The organism is Pseudomonas sp. HP_08, assembly GCF_055284095.1.
The window spans coordinates 178,086-195,190 of the sequence record NZ_JBTOQC010000045.1 but is presented as its reverse complement, the minus strand read 5'-3'; the positions used below and the strand labels follow the sequence as shown (position 1 = coordinate 195,190).

19 protein-coding genes and 1 pseudogene are annotated in these 17,105 nt (G+C 60.9%); 11 read left to right on the top strand and 9 right to left on the bottom strand.

The annotated features are described in order from the left end of the window. Positions 1-76 precede the first annotated feature (76 nt). From ACYAS9_RS25215 to gvpU, 4 genes and pseudogenes are all read left to right on the top strand, one after another. Positions 77-541, top strand: a complete 465-nt coding sequence (locus ACYAS9_RS25215; protein ID WP_463571158.1) for a hypothetical protein — start codon at positions 77-79, stop codon at positions 539-541. A 61-nt stretch (positions 542-602) separates the two neighbouring features. Next, positions 603-1,361: pseudogene (locus tag ACYAS9_RS25210) on the top strand (PAS domain-containing protein); the annotation flags it as partial. Beyond that, positions 1,341-1,913, top strand: a complete 573-nt coding sequence (locus ACYAS9_RS25205; protein ID WP_463571373.1) for a methyl-accepting chemotaxis protein — start codon at positions 1,341-1,343, stop codon at positions 1,911-1,913. The pseudogene ACYAS9_RS25210 and the gene ACYAS9_RS25205, both read left to right, overlap by 21 nt. A 179-nt stretch (positions 1,914-2,092) precedes the next feature. Beyond that, positions 2,093-2,557 (top strand): gas vesicle accessory protein GvpU, encoded by a 465-nt coding sequence (gene gvpU / locus ACYAS9_RS25200; RefSeq protein ID WP_463571157.1) that lies wholly within the window; start codon positions 2,093-2,095, stop codon positions 2,555-2,557. Between the two features lie 162 nt (positions 2,558-2,719). Here gvpU and ACYAS9_RS25195 read toward each other — a convergent pair whose 3' ends face one another. Next, positions 2,720-2,980 (bottom strand): hypothetical protein, encoded by a 261-nt coding sequence (locus tag ACYAS9_RS25195; RefSeq protein WP_463571156.1) that lies wholly within the window; start codon positions 2,978-2,980, stop codon positions 2,720-2,722. Between the two features lie 408 nt (positions 2,981-3,388). Here ACYAS9_RS25195 and ACYAS9_RS25190 point away from each other — a divergent pair, with 408 nt between their 5' ends. From ACYAS9_RS25190 to ACYAS9_RS25175, 4 genes are all read left to right on the top strand, one after another. Continuing rightward, complete coding sequence (locus ACYAS9_RS25190) at positions 3,389-5,080, top strand: NAD-dependent malic enzyme (protein WP_463571155.1); 1,692 nt, start codon at positions 3,389-3,391, stop codon at positions 5,078-5,080. A 135-nt stretch (positions 5,081-5,215) separates the two neighbouring features. Beyond that, the gene (gene rnd / locus ACYAS9_RS25185) at positions 5,216-6,349 is read left to right on the top strand and encodes a ribonuclease D (protein ID WP_463571154.1); all 1,134 of its coding nucleotides are present in this window, start codon (positions 5,216-5,218) and stop codon (positions 6,347-6,349) included. After that, positions 6,346-6,639 carry a YcgL domain-containing protein gene (locus ACYAS9_RS25180; protein ID WP_463571153.1) on the top strand — a complete coding sequence of 98 codons (294 nt, stop codon included), beginning with the start codon at positions 6,346-6,348 and terminating at the stop codon, positions 6,637-6,639. Before rnd ends, ACYAS9_RS25180 begins: the two co-directional genes overlap by 4 nt. A gap of 46 nt (positions 6,640-6,685) precedes the next feature. Further along, on the top strand, positions 6,686-7,618 hold the full coding sequence (locus ACYAS9_RS25175; protein ID WP_463571152.1) for a D-2-hydroxyacid dehydrogenase: 933 nt from the start codon (positions 6,686-6,688) through the stop codon (positions 7,616-7,618). A gap of 17 nt (positions 7,619-7,635) precedes the next feature. Here ACYAS9_RS25175 and ACYAS9_RS25170 read toward each other — a convergent pair whose 3' ends face one another. Beyond that, a complete protein-coding gene (locus ACYAS9_RS25170) occupies positions 7,636-8,229 on the bottom strand; it encodes a nitroreductase family protein (RefSeq protein ID WP_463571151.1) in 594 nt (197 codons plus the stop codon). 228 nt (positions 8,230-8,457) lie between these two features. On the opposite strand from ACYAS9_RS25170, the gene ACYAS9_RS25165 reads away from it, so the two are divergent. Continuing rightward, a complete protein-coding gene (locus ACYAS9_RS25165; protein ID WP_463571150.1) occupies positions 8,458-8,907 on the top strand; it encodes a YcgN family cysteine cluster protein in 450 nt (149 codons plus the stop codon). A 15-nt stretch (positions 8,908-8,922) separates the two neighbouring features. On the opposite strand, the gene ACYAS9_RS25160 is transcribed toward ACYAS9_RS25165, so the two are convergent. From ACYAS9_RS25160 to ACYAS9_RS25130, 7 genes are all read right to left on the bottom strand, one after another. Further along, positions 8,923-9,282, bottom strand: a complete 360-nt coding sequence (locus ACYAS9_RS25160; protein ID WP_463571149.1) for a YgaP-like transmembrane domain — start codon at positions 9,280-9,282, stop codon at positions 8,923-8,925. Between the two features lie 76 nt (positions 9,283-9,358). Further along, positions 9,359-9,859: an RNA methyltransferase gene (locus ACYAS9_RS25155; protein ID WP_463571148.1), complete on the bottom strand. Its 501-nt coding sequence runs from the start codon at positions 9,857-9,859 to the stop codon at positions 9,359-9,361. Positions 9,860-9,901: 42 nt separating this feature from the next. After that, a complete protein-coding gene (locus ACYAS9_RS25150; RefSeq protein ID WP_463571147.1) occupies positions 9,902-10,744 on the bottom strand; it encodes a copper resistance protein B in 843 nt (280 codons plus the stop codon). An 11-nt stretch (positions 10,745-10,755) separates the two neighbouring features. After that, positions 10,756-12,477, bottom strand: coding sequence for a copper resistance system multicopper oxidase (locus ACYAS9_RS25145; protein WP_463571146.1), 1,722 nt, complete (start codon positions 12,475-12,477; stop codon positions 10,756-10,758). Between the two features lie 110 nt (positions 12,478-12,587). After that, positions 12,588-12,953 (bottom strand): YajD family HNH nuclease, encoded by a 366-nt coding sequence (locus ACYAS9_RS25140; protein ID WP_463571145.1) that lies wholly within the window; start codon positions 12,951-12,953, stop codon positions 12,588-12,590. A 57-nt stretch (positions 12,954-13,010) separates the two neighbouring features. Next, positions 13,011-13,487, bottom strand: coding sequence for a cyclic nucleotide-binding domain-containing protein (locus ACYAS9_RS25135; RefSeq protein WP_463571144.1), 477 nt, complete (start codon positions 13,485-13,487; stop codon positions 13,011-13,013). Between the two features lie 75 nt (positions 13,488-13,562). After that, positions 13,563-15,611, bottom strand: a complete 2,049-nt coding sequence (locus ACYAS9_RS25130; protein WP_463571143.1) for a S9 family peptidase — start codon at positions 15,609-15,611, stop codon at positions 13,563-13,565. 143 nt (positions 15,612-15,754) lie between these two features. Here ACYAS9_RS25130 and ACYAS9_RS25125 point away from each other — a divergent pair, with 143 nt between their 5' ends. Next, entirely contained in the window at positions 15,755-16,255 is a 501-nt protein-coding gene (locus ACYAS9_RS25125) for an MFS transporter (RefSeq protein WP_463571142.1), read from the top strand. Positions 16,256-16,305: 50 nt separating this feature from the next. Beyond that, positions 16,306-17,100: a class II glutamine amidotransferase gene (locus ACYAS9_RS25120; RefSeq protein WP_463571141.1), complete on the top strand. Its 795-nt coding sequence runs from the start codon at positions 16,306-16,308 to the stop codon at positions 17,098-17,100. The last annotated feature ends 5 nt before the right edge of the window (positions 17,101-17,105 follow it).

The window sequence follows — 17,105 nt, the reverse complement described above, 5'->3', positions numbered from 1 at the left end:
GGCGCCAGCAGGCTGCTCCTGGATAGCGGAGGGCGGCTGTTTGCATGTTTTATTCATGAGGCAGTAAGGAATCACCATGGCAAGTTCATTGCACGACGCGCTGGATGATTTTGAATCCTGTGTCCGGCGTATGAGTAACAACATTTCCTGTTTCTTGATCAAGGTTAATGAAGTCGACTGTGCCATTGATGTCGTCAAGTCGTTATTGATTGCGCTTGATCAGATGGGTCAGAAACAGGACTGTAATAAAGTGCTGGTAATAGGACCTTCTCTGTCGCAACTAAAAAGTGAAATGTGCCGATTGATTTCAGTGGTTGAGGAGGGGATTCGTCGAATTCTTGGCCTGGCTGGTTTACTGGCTGACGAAGTCAGGCAACAGCTTTTGTTGCTCTGCACTCTTGTCGGCGACGTGAACCCCGTCTCGGTACGTATGCAAGCGCTGAGTATTTCACTGAACGAGATGGAGCACCTGTGCGCCACGATTCTTTATCGATCCAATAAGCAACTAACGACCTTGGGACTCATGAAATTCCAGGCTTGAGTGGCGTGCGTGCTCGTCAGTCAGGCGGTGTATTAACGACAAGGCTTTATCAGGGGGGACTATGTTCGGTCGTCAGTTGAAAGAAGAGCTTGGCAGGCGCAATGCCGAGTGCGAAGTGCAGCAGCAGTTACTGGCGCAACTGGATGCAGGCCTGTTATCGATCCGGCTGGCCCCGGATCTGAAAATTGAGCACATCAATCACAATGTCGAGCAGGTGCTGGGGCGTGCACGGTCTGCGCTTGCCAACTGCGCGTTGCCGGACATTGTCGAGGACTTTGCCGGGACGTCCGCACTTCGCTCGGCGTTCATGAGGGCAATGCGAGCTTTCGAGCCCGTCCATGAGTGTTACCGGTTCAAGCGTGGCGACGGCTCGATTGTCTGGTTGAAGATGCACTGGTCAGCGATCAAGGCTGAGAATGGCAGCCTGCTGTATGTGCAGGGCTATGGTTCGGACATCAGTGAGTTGATGGAGCGGCTTCGGGACGAATCGCAAATGATGCAGGCACTGGTCAAGTCCACGGCGGTCATCCAGTTTCGCCTCGACGGTACGGTCATCAGCGCCAACGATCAGTTCTTGCAGGCAATGGGCTATACGCAGGCTCAGGTACAAGACCGGCATCACCGCACGTTCTGCTCGCCCGAGCAGACGACTTCGGCTGAGTACCAGGCATTCTGGGAGCGCCTCAATCGCGGTGAATATGTGGCTGGCCGCTTCAGCCGTGTCGACAGCCGTGGGCAGGTGGTGTGGCTGGAGGCGACGTACAACCCTGTGCGCAGCCCGGAAGGCCAGTTATACAAAGTGGTCAAGTTTGCCAGTGTGGTGAGCGATCAGGTCAGCCGTGAGGCGCAGGTCAGGCAGGCCGCCCATGTGGCCTACGATATTTCTCGCCAGACCGATATCAATGCTGCCAATGGGGCCGAAGTGGTTCAGCAAACGGTGCAAACCATGAAATGCATTGCCGGCCAGATGCAGTCGGCCACCACCAGCATGCAAGCGCTCGGCAAGCAGTCGCAGCTGATCAGCAGCATGGTCGAAAAGATCAGCGCGATTGCTTCGCAGACCAACCTGCTGGCCCTCAACGCAGCCATTGAAGCCGCCCGGGCCGGCGAGCAGGGGCGTGGCTTTGCCGTGGTTGCCGATGAGGTGCGCCAGTTGGCCGGCAGAACCAGCACAGCCACCGCAGAAATCGTCCAGATCGTGCAACAGAACAAGCTGTTGGCAGACAAGGCCGGTGAGGATATAGGCTCCAGTCACACTCAGGCCGAGCAAGGTCTGCTATTGGCCGAACAGGCCGGCACGGCAATCGTCGATATTCAGAAGGGTGCTCGCGAGGTGGTACAGGCCGTAAGCCGCTTCACGGTCGACCTGTAACACGCGCCTGCGAGTGATTCACGCCTGACACATCCACTTGCATGTCATCAGCCTCGTCTATCCTCTCTGAACGTGCACGCCAGGACAGGAAACCTGTCCCTTGAGCGCTGCATGGTTTTGCTGTCGCCCGGTGCACTTGAAGCGCCGGGTTCATTCAGGTGTATGGCGAGGAGTTTCAGATGTCCGACGTAGATCAAGCAGCACAATCGCAGTCGTTTCCAAATGATCACGAGCTGATCGCGCAATTCAAGGCAGAAGGCAAACAGATCGACTGGTTGTTGCAATGGCTGGTCAAGTTTGTCGTAAGCACCAAGGTCGAGCTGGGCGTCACCTTGTCGATTGGCGGTAACCTGGTGTCCGGCCTGCTGATCTCGCACGATGATTATTTCGATCAGTTGGCCCAGGACCTGGCTGCGCCCTTGGGGCAGTACGATAACGGCGCCGAGAAGTCGTTGAAGGAAATAATCCTGTCATTCAAGCCGGGCGACCTGGCGCAGGACACCTCTGATTTCCACTTCATTCATTTGAAAGACAGCAAGACCTATTCGACCGACCAGAGCCCGATCTGTGAGTCCGGTGTGCTCTGGCGCGGCCGTATCGCGGCGGTGGATGGTTTCAGCGTCGGTCAGATCGTCACCAAGTAGTGAGTCGGCGCCTGGCCTGGCATGTGTCCGGGCCAAACGCCGGACAAAGAAAAGCCCGCGATGGGGGAGCGGGCTTAAGGATTCACACTTGGGAGCGAGTTCAGAATGCAAGAGCCGCTGTGAAAAGTTCGTGAAGTTGAGGTGATGGTTTCGCAGGCGTTGTTATTTTTTTTCTGGCGTCTGCAAATGCTGTGGCGTCTCGGACGTCGGCACGAATGTCTTGGCTTCTTCAGCGGCGGCTTCTTTGGAGGCCGCCTGATCCTTGGCAGCTTCCGCTCTCTGCTGCTCGGCCTTTTCGGCGTTTTTCTGCGCCGACTCCATATGGGCTTGTGCGTCCTGTGCCTTCTGTTCGGATTTGGAGTCACAGGCGGCAAGGCCCAAGGCACAGGTGGCAATCAGAATTCGGGCAAGGGCTTTGGACATGGTGGTCTCCTACAAGGCAATTGAGTGTCTTAAGGCGCTGCCTCGACAGGGAAGTTCAGCCGTTTTGCGGCTGAAATGCCTTGTTGCAAACGATCGCGCGGCGCACATCACGGCAATGCCTGCGGCTCGAAGCCCTTGAAATCCGTGCCTGTCGCCAGATCGCAATAAATTCGGTGCAGCCTGAAGGGCAGGGTAACTGGCTGAAAACCATCGTTTTTTAGCGACAATATGTCGCAGGCTGGCCAATGGCGAGTAATATATGCGCCCTGCAGTGAGGCTCTAGACCTCGCCCACCGAATTTTCCGAGATGGCCTGAGAGAACTGGCAAGAAGAAAAATAACGCAATACGCCAGGTTGCACGCCAAGGTCTTGCACAGAATCAATGAGAGACGAAAAGGCGAAGAAGAAATGACCAATACCACGCGATCCTTATACATTTCCTACGCAGGTCCTTCCCTGCTGGAAATGCCCTTGCTCAACAAGGGCAGCGCGTTCACGCCGCAAGAGCGTATTGATTTCAACCTGATCGGCCTGCTGCCGCAGACCGTCGAGACCATCGAAGAACAGCTCACCCGGGTTTACGACCAGTACCAGCAGTGCGCCAGCGATCTGGACAAGCACATCTATCTGCGTTCGATCCAGGACAACAACGAGACGCTGTTCTTCCGCCTGCTGGATTCGCATCTCGAAGAGATGCTGCCGATCATTTACACCCCGACCGTCGGCCAGGCGTGTCAGGAATTCTCCAAGATCTACCGCACTCACCGCGGGCTGTTCATTTCCTACCCTGACCGCGACCGCATCGACGACATCCTGCGCAGCGCGACCAAGGACCGCATCCGCGTGATCGTGGTCACCGACAGCGAGCGCATTCTCGGCCTGGGCGACCAGGGCATCGGCGGCATGGGTATCCCGATCGGCAAACTGTCGCTGTACACCGCCTGCGGCGGCATCAGCCCGGCCTATACGCTGCCTATCGTGCTCGATGTCGGCACCAATAACCGCGAATTGCTCGACGACCCGATGTACATGGGCTGGCGCCATGAGCGCGTCACCGGCAAGGAATACGAAGATTTCATCGCGCTGTTCATCGAAGCCGTCCAGCGCCGCTGGCCGGACGTGTTGCTGCAGTTCGAAGACTTCGCCCAGGCCAATGCCATGCCGTTGCTGGAGAAGTACCGCGACGAGCTGTGCTGCTTCAACGACGACATTCAGGGCACCGCGTCGGTGGCCGTCGGTACATTGCTGGCCGCTTGCAAGGCCAAGCAGCAGACGCTGGGCCAGCAGAAAGTGGTGTTCCTGGGCGCCGGTTCCGCCGGTTGCGGTATCGCCGAACACATCATTGCCGCCATGCAGGTCGAAGGCCTGAGCGAAGCCGAGGCGCGCCAGCGCATCTTCATGGTCGACCGCTTCGGCCTGCTGACCCAGGGCATGGACAACCTGCTGGACTTCCAGAAACGCCTGGCACAACAGGCCGGCGATGTCGCCGGCTGGGCCAGTGAGGGTGAGGCCTACGCTTCGCTGCTCGACGTGGTCAAGCATGCCGGTGCCACCGTATTGATCGGTGTGTCGGGCCAGCGCGGGCTGTTCAGTGAAGAAGTGATCCGCGAGTTGCACGCGCACTGCCCGCAACCGCTGGTCATGCCGCTGTCGAACCCGACTTCCAAAGTCGAGGCGACACCGGAAGAAATCCTGCGCTGGACCGATGGCCAGGCGCTGGTCGCCACCGGCAGCCCGTTCGCGCCGGTGAGCATCAACGGCCGCACCGTACACATCGCGCAGTGCAACAACTCGTACATCTTCCCTGGCATCGGCCTGGGCGTGATCGCTTGCAAGGCGTCGCGCATCAGTGACCGCATGCTGATGGCGGCCTCCAATGCCCTGGCCGAATGCTCGCCGATCGTGACCGGTGAAGGCGATGCGGTGTTGCCATCGCTCAAGGACATTCAGCAGGTCAGCCGCAAGATCGCCTTGGCGGTGGCCAGGGAAGCCCAGGTCGAAGGGCTGGCGCTGGAGACTTCTGAAGAGGTGTTGCTGGCGGCCATCGAGCGCAACTTCTGGGTACCTGAGTACCGCAGCTACCGTCGTCGCGCCAACTGACCGGTGGCGGGACCTGCGCAGATACACGCGCAGGTCCCGCTCAACGGCTCAACATAGCCAAAGACTTGCAGCCCCGATGCGCGATAACCTCCCTTGGCGATATATACTGCGCGCCATTATCCAAGGGAGAGCCGTGTGGCCATCGATATTCACTGGATTCGCGACGACGATAGCCTCGCCCGCCAATGCACCCACTGGCAGTCGCTGCCATTCATTGCCCTCGACACCGAGTTCATGCGGGTCGACACCTTCTACCCGATTGCCGGTCTGCTGCAGATCAGTGACGGCAACATTGCCTGGTTGATCGACCCGCTGTCGATCAACGACTGGCGCCCGCTGGCGGCGCTGCTCGAAAACCCTGACGTGACCAAGGTGCTGCACGCTTGCAGCGAAGACCTCGAAGTCCTGTTGCGCCTGACCGGCAGCCTGCCGTTGCCGTTGTTCGACACGCAACTGGCGGCTGCTTACCTGAACCTGGGCTTCTCCATGGGCTATTCGCGGCTGGTGCAGGAGGTGCTGGGCATCGAACTGCCCAAGGGCGAAACCCGCTCCGACTGGTTGCAGCGTCCGCTGTCCGACACCCAGATCAGCTACGCCGCCGAAGACGCCGTGCACCTGGCCGAATTGTTCACCCTGTTGCACCCGCGCCTGTCGCAAGACAAATATGCCTGGGTGCTGGAGGATGGCGCCGAGCTGGTTGCCAACCTGCGCCGCGAAACCGATCCTTACGAGGTGTACCGCGACGCCAAGCTGGCCTGGAAGCTGTCTCGGCAGCAACTAGCGGTATTGCGCGAGCTGTGCGCCTGGCGCGAACAGCAGGCGCGCATCCGTAACCAGCCGCGCAACCGTATCCTGCGCGAGCACTCGTTGTGGCCGCTGGCCAAGACCCAGCCGGATAACCTCTCGGCCTTGTCGCGTATCGAAGACATGCATCCGCGCACCGTGCGCCAGGACGGCGAGTTTCTGCTGGAGTTGATCCAGGAGGCCTCAAACGTGCCGGCCGATCAGTGGCCTGCCGCGTTGCCGGATCCGCTGCCGATCGAAGCGGCCGGTGTGCTCAAGTCGCTGCGTGCTATCGGTCAGCAGTACGCCGAGCGTCTGGACATGGCGCCCGAACTGATGCTGCGCAAGAAAACCCTGGAATTGCTGCTCAAGAGCGGCTTCCCTCAAGGGCCTTATCAATTGCCCGAGTCGCTGCGTGGATGGCGCCGCGAGCGGATGGGCCAGGCGCTGCTCGACAGCCTGGCCAATGCCGGAGAACAGTCTTGAAACGTATTTGCTCCATCTATCGCAGCCCGAAGAAAAACCAGATGTACCTCTATGTGCTCAAGAGCGATGTGCTGACCCGCGTGCCCGACGCGCTGCTGGGCCTGTTCGGCAAGCCGCAGCATGCCTTCGATCTGGTGCTCAGCCCGGAACGGGCCCTGGCCCGGGAAGACATCAACAAGGTGCTGGAAAACCTCGATACCCAGGGTTACCACTTGCAGCTGCCGCCGCCTGAAGAAGAATACATCGAGCATCTGCCCGAAGAGCTGCTGCGCCGCAACGATCCGATGTAACCGCTTACCTCGGTGTTTGCCTGTCTGAATTTTCAAGGTTGTCTGCATGCGCGTTCTGATCGCCGAACATGATTACGCTCTTTACACCCGCTTGTTGCGCCAGGCGGCGCCCGATATAGAAGTCTTGAGCAGCGGCGATTCGGCCAGGCTTGCGAGCATGGCCAGCGACGCGCAGGTCTGGCTGGGTCAGCCTGACCTGTTGGCCAGCCTGCTGCGCCAGGGCAATAAACCGCAATGGATACAATCGACCTGGGCCGGCATCACGCCGCTCCTGAGCGAGCGTCTGCCCAAGGACTATCGCCTGACCCGCGCGGTGGGCATCTTCGGTCAGGTCATGGCCGAATTTGTGCTCACTTACATGCTCGGTCACGAGCGTGAAGTGCTGGCGCGGCTGATGAGCCAGGTCGAGCGCAAATGGGACAACCGCACCGGTCAGAGCCTGGCCGGGCGCAAGGTGCTGATCGTGGGAGCCGGTGACATCGGCCAGAGTGTCGCGCGGTTTTTACTGCCGTTCGGCATTGAAGTGCATGGCGTGGCTTCCACGGCGCGCAGCCAGGAACCGTTTGCTCAGGTCGTTGCCCTGGCAGAGATGGGCGATGTGCTGGGGAATATGGACTACGTCATCAACCTGTTGCCCAACACGCCACAGACCCATGACCTGTTCGATGCCAGGCTGTTTGCCCGCTTCAAGCCCACCGCGTTGTTCATCAACGTCGGGCGCGGTGTCGCGGTGGTCGATGCCGATCTGGTCGAGGCGCTCAAGGAAGGCCATCTGGCAGGAGCGGTAATCGATGTTTGCCGTCAGGAACCGCTGCCGCATCGCCATCCATTCTGGACCGCTTACGGCCTGTTGCTGACCGGGCATAGCTCGGCGCCCACTTCACCGCCGGCCATGACCGACCTGTTCGTCGAAAACCTTCGTGCGTTCCAGGCCGGCCAGCCGCTGCGCGGTGAAGTGGATTTTGTGCGCGGGTACTGATCGACCCGCGCCGCTTCTTACAGGCTGAAATCGCCTTCGGTCGCCAGCTCTTTCACTGGAAGGCGCGGGCTTGGCGTTTCGCGACCTTGCAGGTATTCCGGCAGCGAAGACTTATCGCCGACCTTGCCCACGGCAATCACGGTATGAATGGCGTACTCGTCAGGGATTTTCAGTTCCTTGCGGGTCAGTTCCTGATCGAAGCCGGCCATGCCGTGGGTGTGCCAGCCGCTGAGGCTGGCTTGCAGGGCAAACAGGCCCCAGGCTGAACCGGTGTCGAAGGTGTGCCACAAGGCCGGGGTTTCTTCGCTGGCGCCAGGTGCGGTGAAGGTGGTCTTGGAAACGATCACCACCAGCGCCGATGCATGCTGTGCCCAGCTACGGTTGAACTCGTTGAGCAGGCCCAGGTAGCGTTCCCAGTTCGGCGTGCCGCGACGGGCATAGAGAAAGCGCCATGGCTGCGAGTTGTACGCCGACGGCGCCCAGCGGGCGGCTTCGATGAAGCTCAGCAGGGTTTCTTCGGCAATAGTGTCGTCGGCGAAAGCGCGTGGCGACCAGCGTGCGATGAACTGCGGGTCAATGGCAAAGTCGGTAACGCGGGAATTAGTGCTCATGGCGGTCCTGTCATAGCGATAAAAAAGAAGGAAAGGGCAGGATGGGCCGTAGTCGGCAAGCATCGACAGCGATGTGTAACAAAGCCTGTTAAAGCTACTGTTTCGCTTTCTCGTTGACAAGCCTGGTTCGTTTATAGCGTTCACGACCGGCAGTCGCGAATGCTTGGCCCACAGCCGTCATGGCACTAGACTAGCGGCCTTTCAAAACCTGACAGCTTTCTGCGAACCATGACCGCCACTGCCCAACCTTTCTGGATCAGCAAGACCCTCGAACAACTGAGTTCGCAGGAGTGGGAGTCGCTGTGCGACGGGTGTGGCCTGTGTTGCCTGCAAAAGCTTGAGGACGAGGACGACAGCAGCGTTTATTACACGCGCATCGCCTGCAAGTTGCTCGACCTCGACACCTGCCAGTGTTCGGACTATCCGGGGCGCCGCAAGGCGGTGCCGGACTGCATCCAGCTCACGCCGGGTCAGGCTGAAGAATTCAAATGGTTACCACCGACCTGCGGCTATCGGCTGATCAGCGAGGGCAAGGATTTGCCAGAGTGGCATCATCTGGTGTGCGGCGACCGCCAAGCGGTACACCGCAAGCGTATCTCCCAGTCCGGGCGCATGCTCAGCGAGGACAATGTGCCCGAGGACGACTGGGAGGATTACCTGATCTTTCGCGCCGGCTAAGCGATAGCGGCCGAATCAGACCAGAGGCTTGGGCTCGGACTCGATGATTTTCGGTACCGCCTCTTCAGCCTTTTTCTTCAGATCATGCAACTGCGCGCCGGCATGCTCGATATCGTTGCGTGCGCTGTGCAGATCGCTGCGGCCTTTCTCGAGCAAGGTTTTGGCCGAGCAGTGACCACTGATGCCGCGAGCCAGTACCGCGCCGCCAACGGCTATTTGCACCAGACCGAACACACCGCCACGGCGCAGGCCTTTACCCAACAATGCCAGGCCGCCGGCCAGTGAGGTGATGCGCTCCCAACCATGGACATTCTGCTCAGGACGTTTCGGTGCCAGGTTACGGTCGATGCGTTCAACGATCGGGGTATCGCTCATGAGTAGCTCTCCATCATCGTATCGGGGTTGAATCACAACTGACTGCCGTCTGGATCAACTGTTCCCTCGGCTTGACTCAATGGCTGCCGGAAGATCCATTCCTGTCCCGCCCGAAGCCCGGCCCGGAGCGGGTGTTATTGCCCTTGGCCATGCGGTCGTACAGCACCACATTGACCGTGGCCGCCAGATTCATGCAGCCCTCGGTCGGGATATACACCACGTCTTCGCACCAGTCGCGGATCTCCTGATCCAGCGAGCCGTCTTCAGGACCGAAGATATACAGCGCGCGATCGGGATGGGTGTATTCAGGCAAGGCGCGGGCGCCGTCGACCAGTTCGACGGCCACCGGGATGCAGCCCAGCGGCAGGATTTTCTTGAGGTCGTCGATGCCGATCAGCGGGATGTCCTGATGAATCTTCTTGGTGTCGGTGACAAAGTCCCGGGCGCGTTCGAAACGCTTGCCGGTGTAGAACACCGAGGCCACGCCATAGCAGCCGGCGGCGCGCATGACCGAACCTACGTTCTCCGGCGATTTGGGGTTGTACAGACCGATACAGGCGTAGCGTTTGTTGGCCACGGGGGAGTGCTCTGAATAAAAGCCGGCAAGTATACGGCAGATTCAGAACCACAGCCGCACGCCCAGCACCAGACGGGTCTGGTTGACGTCCTCATCGCTGTAATCGGCGGTCTTGCCGTAACTGCGATTCCAGCTCACGCCTATATACGGCGCAAATTCCGGAATCACTTCGTAGCGCAGCCGCAGGCCCAGTTCGCTGTCGGCCAGGCCCGAGCCCATGCCGCGTTGCGGGTCGTTCTTGCCGTACAGGTTCACCTCGGCCCTGGGCTGCAGAATCAGGTTCTGGGTGAGCAGCAGGTCATATTCGCCTTCCAGGCGCAGGGCGCTTTGCCCGGCCTCGCCGATAAACGCCGTGGCTTCGGTTTCCAGCCCCGTCAGCGGCGTGCCCTGAATGCCGAAGGCTGCCCAGGTTTGCGGCGAGCCAGGCTTGAAGTCCTGACGCACCCCGCCAAGCACGTCCCACCAGGGCGAAATCGCATGGCCCCACAATGCTTGCACCTCGGCGTGTTCGGTGCGGCCCTGGCTGCGCTCGCCTTCGGAGCGCAGCCACAGGCGGTCGATATCGCCGCCGATCCAGCCATTGACGTTCCAGGCCAGGGCGTTACCGTCATCGGCGTCCTGCCATTCAAGCTGATCGATGACTAGTTGGCCGTTGAGCGCGTTGTCATGCATCTGGTGGCCCGCGGGATGCGTATACACCGCAGCGCGGTCGGCATCGGTGAGCGGCGGCACGGGCAAGGGCGTCTTAGCGGGGGCGGCGGGCATGCTGTGCCCGGCGTGGCCGCTCATGTCATGGGCGCTGTGATCCATGCCGGCCGCCAAGCTGTGAGTGGAGATCAGCAGCAGGCAGGCCAGCGAGGCGGGCAGGGGGCGTTTTCCAGTCATGGCAAAGAGGCTCATTCCTGCACCCGCACTTCACGGAACATGCCCGTTTCCATGTGGTACAGCAGGTGGCAGTGGTAGGCCCAGCGGCCCAGTGCATCGGCGGTCACCCGGTAGCTGCGGCGTGAGCCGGGCGGCATGTCGAGGGTGTGTTTGCGTACCTGAAACTGCCCGTGCTCATCTTCCAGGTCGCTCCACATGCCGTGCAGGTGAATCGGGTGGGTCATCATCGTGTCGTTGACCAGCACGATTCTGACCCGCTCGCCGTACGTCAGCAGCAACGGCTCGGCATCGGAGAATTTCACGCCATTGAACGACCAGGCGAATTTTTCCATATGGCCGGTGAGGTGCAGTTCGAGGGTACGGCCCGGTGTGCGGCCATCGGGGTCGGCGAAGGTGCTGTGCAGGTCGGCATAGGTCAGCACCCGCCGGCCGTTGTTGCGCAGGCCAATGCCGGGATCGTCGAGTTTTGCGCTGGGTTGTGTGGTCTGCATGTCCACCAGCGGATTGTCTGCTTCGCTGGCCGGATGGGACTGGCTTTGTGCGCTGGCGCCGTGATCCATGCCGGCCATATTGCCGTGGTCCATGCCCGCCATGCTGCCATGATCCATGCCTTCATGGTTCATGCTCATGTCGCTCATGCTCAGCAGCGGCCGTGGGTCCAGCGCCGGCACTGGCGCGATCAGGCCGGTGCGGCTGCTCAAGGTGCCACGGGCAAAGCCGCTGCGGTCCATGGCCTGGGCAAACAGGGTGTACACCGGCTCGCTGGGCTCGACGATCACGTCATAGGTTTCTGCCACGGCAATGCGCAGCTCGTCGACCGTCACCGGTTTTACATGCAGGCCGTCAGCGGCGACCACGGTCATCTTCAGGCCCGGAATGCGCACATCGAAATAGGTCATGGCCGAGCCATTGATCAACCGCAGGCGAACCCGCTCGCCCGGCTTGAACAGCCCGGTCCAGTTCTTGTCCGGGGCCTGACCGTTCATCAAATAGGTGTAAGTGGCGCCACCCACGTCTGCAATGTCGGTGGGGTTCATGCGCATCTCGGCCCACATTTTGCGATCGGCCACGGTGCTGCTCCAGCCGTCGCGGCTGACGTCGTCGATGAAGTCGCCCAGGGTGCGTTTGTTGCGGTTGTAGTAGTCGCCTTGCTGCTTGAGTTTTTTCAGCAGGGTGGCGGGCTGCTCATCGGTCCAGTCGGTGAGCATCACTACGTGTTCGCGCTGGTACTCGAAAGGCTCAGGCTCTCTGGCGTCGATGATCAGCGGTCCATAAACCCCGGCCTGTTCCTGCAGCCCGGAATGGCTGTGATACCAGTAGGTGCCGTTCTGGCGGACCTTGAAGCGGTATTCGTACAGGCCATCGGGGGCGATGCCGTCGAAGCTCAAGCCCGGCACGCCGTCCATATTGGCCGGCAGCACAATGCCGTGCCAGTGAATGGACGTGGGTTCCTTGAGGCGGTTGCGCACACGCAAGGTCACGGTGTCGCCTTCACGCCAGCGCAGCAACGGGCCGGGCAGGCCGTTATTGATGGTCAGGGCCGTGCGTGGCTTTCCGGTGATATTCACCGGGGTTTCGCCGATGAACAGCTCGAACTCGGTGCCGCTCAGTTCCACGGCATGGCCGGTATCGTCGCTGGCCCGTAGCGGCGTGGGCCACAAGCCCAGGCTGCCGAGCAAACCGCCGGCGGCCAGGCCTTGAACGAAGGTGCGTCTTGAGGTTTTGCAATGCATCGTGGCCCCTTGTGGCATCGTCTCGAACCGAGTGATCGGAGGCGAAGATGCCACAAGCAAGAACCGCGAGTGATTACATTTGCGTCAGGTTGAACGAAGCCGCCGGGCGTTCAATCCTCTTTTTTCATCAGCCCTGCCAGCGCCGCAAACGGGTTATGCGTGGCCTTGGCGATTTTCGGCGTGCTCAGCGAGCCGTCGCCGAAATACTGCTGGTCGGTGTACCGCGAATGCTCGTTGTCATGGCAGTACAGGCACAAAAGCTCCCAGTTGGAGCCGTCCTGCGGGTTGTTGTCGTGGTTGTGGTCGCGGTGGTGGACGGTCAGTTCGCTCAGGCGTTTGCCGGCGAATTCCCGGGCGCAGCGGCCGCACACGTGCGGGTACATGCGCAGGGCCTTGTCGCGATAGCCCATCTCGCGGTCGCGCTGGGCGTCGGCGAGGATGCGGTCCAGCTTGGAGGTGTTGGTAGGCGTGCTCATTTTTTGACCTGTATCACGGGGTACGAATGCCGTCAGTTTAGTGCCTGGCGGTGTATTTCACACCTGTTGCGCAAGGAGTTGCCCATCGACCATGCGCAAGCGCTTGGACAGCGAAATCGCCAGGGCGCGGATGATTTTCGCGGCAATCTTCGGCGATTCTTCGCACATCTTGTCCAGCGAGTCGCGGCCCAGGGTCAGCAACTGGCAGTAACTGGCGGCAATGCAACTGGCCGAGCGGCGCTCGCCGTCCAGCACGGCCATTTCACCCAGGGTCCGGCCACGGCGCAGGGTGGCGATATTCACAGGCTGTCCGTCGGGGTTGAGCTTGCGCACCACCACGCTGCCCTGGTGAACGATGCACATGAACGTGCCGGCATCGCCCTCATTGAAAATGAGCTGGTCCTGCTCGAATTCGGTGATGCTGAAATAGCCGGAGATGCTCAGCAGATCAGCCGGTGGCAACGTGTTGAACATGCCGCAGTCGAGCAGCATGTCGCGGATGGCCTTGTTCAGGTTGGGTGCGTGTTCAGGCATGGTTCGGTCTTGTTGTGAAAGTCGGTTTTTCTAAGGTTGAGGTCAGTCGCGGCCGCCGTGCGGCCGCGAAACGGTTTACAGGTCCAGCACCTTGAACACAAACCCGTATTCCAGCGCCACATCGCGCAATCCCTGGTAACGCCCGCTCATGCCACCGTGCCCGGCATCCAGTTCGGTCTTGAGCAGCAGCAGGTTGTCATCGGTCTTGCTGGCGCGCAATCTGGCGACCCACTTGGCGGCTTCCCAATACTGTACACGGCTGTCGTTGTAGCCGGCGATCACCAGCGTAGCCGGGTAGGCCTGGGCACGCACGTTTTCATATGGCGCATAGCCCTTGATGCGCGCATGCACCTCAGGCTCTTGCGGGTTGCCCCATTCGTCGTACTCGGTGACGGTCAGCGGCAGTTCCGGGTCGAGCATGGTGTTGAGCACATCGACAAACGGCACTTCGGCAATTGCCGCCTTGAACAGCTCGGGGCGCTGGTTGAGTACCGCGCCGATCAACAGCCCGCCGGCACTGCCACCGCTGATCACCAGTTGTTCGGCGCGGGTCACGCCCTGCGCGATCAAGTGTTCGGCGCAGGCAATAAAGTCGTCGAAGGTGTTTTGCTTGTGCTCCTGCTTGCCGGCGCGGTACCAGGCTTCGCCCAGCTCGCCGCCGCCGCGCACATGGGCGATGGCGAAGGCCACGCCACGGTCGAGCAGGCTCAGCCGGGCATGCGAAAACCAGGGATCGAGGCTGGCGCCATAGGCACCGTAGCCGTACAGGTACAGCGGCGTCGGTGTGCCCAGGCGGTCGCGGCGTACCACCAGGCTGATCGGCACCTGCGTGCCATCGGCCGCCGTGGCCCACAGACGCTGGCTGACATAGGCGTCGGCATCGAACTCACCCAGCACCGGGGTTTGCTTGAGCACGCTCTGCTCGCCACTGTCGAGCAGCAACTGACGCACTTGCGGCGGACGGTTCAGCGACTGATAGCGCAGGCGAATGCGGTCGCTGTCGAATTCCAGGCTGTCCTGCACATACAGGCTGTAGGCGGCGTCGGGCAGTTGCACGCGATAGGCCGGCAAGCCTTGCGGACGCACTTCGATGACCGGCAGGCCGCCTTCGCGCAGGCTCAGGGTGATGGCGCGGGCATTGAAGGTCACGCCATCAAGCATCACCGTGTCGCTGTGCGGCACCAGCGATTGCCACTGATCGCGGCTCGGCAACGGGCTGTCCGGGGCGTGGTACAGGGCAAAGTTGATGCCGGACTGGTTGCTGCGGATAAACCAGCTCCACACGCCGTCGAGCAGCGCATGGTCGACATCGTATTCATGCCCTTCGACGCGCGGCGCCAGGCAGGTAAAGGCCTGCTGCGGGTGTTCTGCGTCCAGCACCCAGACTTCGCTGGTGGTCTTGCTGCCCAGTTGCAGGATCAACTGGCGTTCGGAACTGCTGCGCAGGCAACTGAGGAAAAACCGCCCGTCCGGCTCGCAGAACACTTCATCGCAGCTGCTTTCACCCAGGCGATGACGGTAGAGCTTGTACGGGCGATGGGTTTCGTCCAGCCCGGCGAAGAACAGCGTCTGGCTGTCGTTGGCCCAGGTCATGCTGCCGTCGCAATCCTCGAATGGCAGGCTATGGATCTGGCCGGTGTCTACTTCTTTGACGAACAGTTCATAAACCTCTTCACCCGAGGTATCGAGGCTGTAGGCCAGGCGGCGGTGGTCGGGGCTGATGCTGAACGCGCCCATCGACAGAAAGCCGCCGTTGGCCAGCTCGTTGGGGTCGAGCAGCAATTGCTCCTGGCTTTCGTCAGCCTCGTGCGAGCCGTTGGCCGGGCGCGGGCAGCGGTAGTGGCGGGCGTACTCGTCGCCTGCGGTGGTGCGTGTGTAGTACAGATACGGCCCCCACGGCGAAGGCAGCGACAGGTCGGTTTCAAGGATGCGGGCCTTGATTTCCTGAAACAGTGTTTCGCGCAGGTCCTGCTGGTCGGCCAGTTGCTGCTCTTGCCAGGCGTTCTCGGCCTTCAGGTAATCGAGTACTTCAACCTCGTCGCGCGCTTGCAGCCAGGCATAAGGGTCAGCGCCGTCGTCCTTGCGGGCGACGGGAGCGCTGAGGGGAGCTGAGGATAAAGGCATGCGGGTTCTCTCGAAGATCGAAACATGGATGACTGACCTGCAAACCGGCAGGTGTTACTGGCATTCATACATCAGCCAGGCGCGCCGGGTCAGTGAAAAGCCGTTATGATAAGCGCCTCTTTGGCCGGCTTACCACGCACGACATGACTGAACATGACTATCTGATCGCCTGGGGCCTGTATGCCGTCGCTGCATTGGGCTGCCTGTTGGTGACCTTTTTGATGACTGGCTGGATGTGGCGCTACCTCAAGGAGCCGCTGCGGGTGCTGGTCGCCGTGCTGTTGTTCACCCCGACCATCGTCGATCCCGCCAAGGAACTCTACGCCCCGGCCCTGGCCATCAGCGCGCTGGACCTGTTGTTCAAGGTCGGCAGCAATGTCTGGACTGCCTTGTTGGACCTGGCCATGTATGGTTCGTGCGCGTTTATCGCCTATGCCGTGTTCGTGCTGGTGCGCTGGCCGATCGAAAAGAAACGCAAGCAGCGCCAGGCACAAGAGCAGGCCCGCCAGCAGGCCGCCGCCAAAGAAGCGGCCGAGGCCGACGAAGACGACCAGCCGTTCACCTCCGACGATCGCTACGCACGTCGCCCGGTACCGCCCATGGCGCCCGGCACCGGTCGTGGCCGGGTCGAGCCGCGTTTGTAGGCCTTGCCCTTCGCGGCAGGCGCGCAATGTATTGAAGCGAGAACCTGAGCATGTGTGAACTCTTGGGCATGAGTGCCAATGTCCCGACCGATATCGTTTTCAGCTTCACCGGCCTGATGCAGCGCGGTGGCCGCACCGGCCCGCACCGTGATGGCTGGGGCATCGCATTCTATGAAGGGCGCGGCCTGCGCCTGTTTCAGGACCCGGCGGCCAGTTGTGAATCGGAAGTTGCGCAACTGGTGCAGCGCTACCCGATCAAGAGCGAAGTGGTGATCGGCCACATCCGTCAGGCCAATGTCGGCAAGGTTTGCCTGTCCAACACGCATCCGTTTGTCCGCGAACTGTGGGGCCGCAACTGGTGCTTTGCGCACAACGGCCAGCTGGCCGACTTCAGCCCTTCGACCAGTTTCTACCGACCGGTGGGCGATACCGACAGCGAGGCGGCGTTCTGCGACCTGCTTAACCGGGTGCGCGAGGCGTTTCCGGAGCCTGTCGAGGTCGAGCAATTGCTGCCCGCGCTGGTTGAGGCCTGCAGCGCCTACCGTGGCAAGGGCGTGTTCAACTGCCTGCTCAGCGATGGCGACTGGCTGTTCTGCTTCTGCTCGACCAAACTGGTGCACATCACCCGGCGTGCGCCCTTTGGTCCGGCGCGGCTGAAGGATGTCGATGTGATCGTCGACTTTCAGGCCGAAACCACCGCCCACGACGTGGTCACCGTGATCGCTACCGAAGCCCTGACCGAAAACGAAGTCTGGAAGCGCTACGAGCCCGGCCAATGGGGCCTGTGGCGCAAGGGCGAGTGCATTGCCCACGGCACCACCGGCCCTGTGCCAACCCATCCCTGAAAAGA

What these genes read in the sequence shown, in the direction of transcription:
- ACYAS9_RS25150 (WP_463571147.1), bottom strand. Translation starts at nt 10,744, where the DNA reads ATGACTGGAAAACGCCCCCTGCCCGCCTCGCTGGCCTGCCTGCTGCTG.
- gvpU (WP_463571157.1), top strand. Translation starts at nt 2,093, where the DNA reads ATGTCCGACGTAGATCAAGCAGCACAATCGCAGTCGTTTCCAAATGAT.
- ACYAS9_RS25145 (WP_463571146.1), bottom strand. Translation starts at nt 12,477, where the DNA reads ATGCATTGCAAAACCTCAAGACGCACCTTCGTTCAAGGCCTGGCCGCC.
- ACYAS9_RS25160 (WP_463571149.1), bottom strand. Translation starts at nt 9,282, where the DNA reads ATGAGCGATACCCCGATCGTTGAACGCATCGACCGTAACCTGGCACCG.
- ACYAS9_RS25170 (WP_463571151.1), bottom strand. Translation starts at nt 8,229, where the DNA reads ATGAGCACTAATTCCCGCGTTACCGACTTTGCCATTGACCCGCAGTTC.
- ACYAS9_RS25120 (WP_463571141.1), top strand. Translation starts at nt 16,306, where the DNA reads ATGTGTGAACTCTTGGGCATGAGTGCCAATGTCCCGACCGATATCGTT.
- ACYAS9_RS25190 (WP_463571155.1), top strand. Translation starts at nt 3,389, where the DNA reads ATGACCAATACCACGCGATCCTTATACATTTCCTACGCAGGTCCTTCC.
- ACYAS9_RS25130 (WP_463571143.1), bottom strand. Translation starts at nt 15,611, where the DNA reads ATGCCTTTATCCTCAGCTCCCCTCAGCGCTCCCGTCGCCCGCAAGGAC.
- ACYAS9_RS25125 (WP_463571142.1), top strand. Translation starts at nt 15,755, where the DNA reads ATGACTGAACATGACTATCTGATCGCCTGGGGCCTGTATGCCGTCGCT.
- ACYAS9_RS25140 (WP_463571145.1), bottom strand. Translation starts at nt 12,953, where the DNA reads ATGAGCACGCCTACCAACACCTCCAAGCTGGACCGCATCCTCGCCGAC.
- ACYAS9_RS25175 (WP_463571152.1), top strand. Translation starts at nt 6,686, where the DNA reads ATGCGCGTTCTGATCGCCGAACATGATTACGCTCTTTACACCCGCTTG.
- ACYAS9_RS25135 (WP_463571144.1), bottom strand. Translation starts at nt 13,487, where the DNA reads ATGCCTGAACACGCACCCAACCTGAACAAGGCCATCCGCGACATGCTG.
- ACYAS9_RS25215 (WP_463571158.1), top strand. Translation starts at nt 77, where the DNA reads ATGGCAAGTTCATTGCACGACGCGCTGGATGATTTTGAATCCTGTGTC.
- ACYAS9_RS25165 (WP_463571150.1), top strand. Translation starts at nt 8,458, where the DNA reads ATGACCGCCACTGCCCAACCTTTCTGGATCAGCAAGACCCTCGAACAA.
- ACYAS9_RS25195 (WP_463571156.1), bottom strand. Translation starts at nt 2,980, where the DNA reads ATGTCCAAAGCCCTTGCCCGAATTCTGATTGCCACCTGTGCCTTGGGC.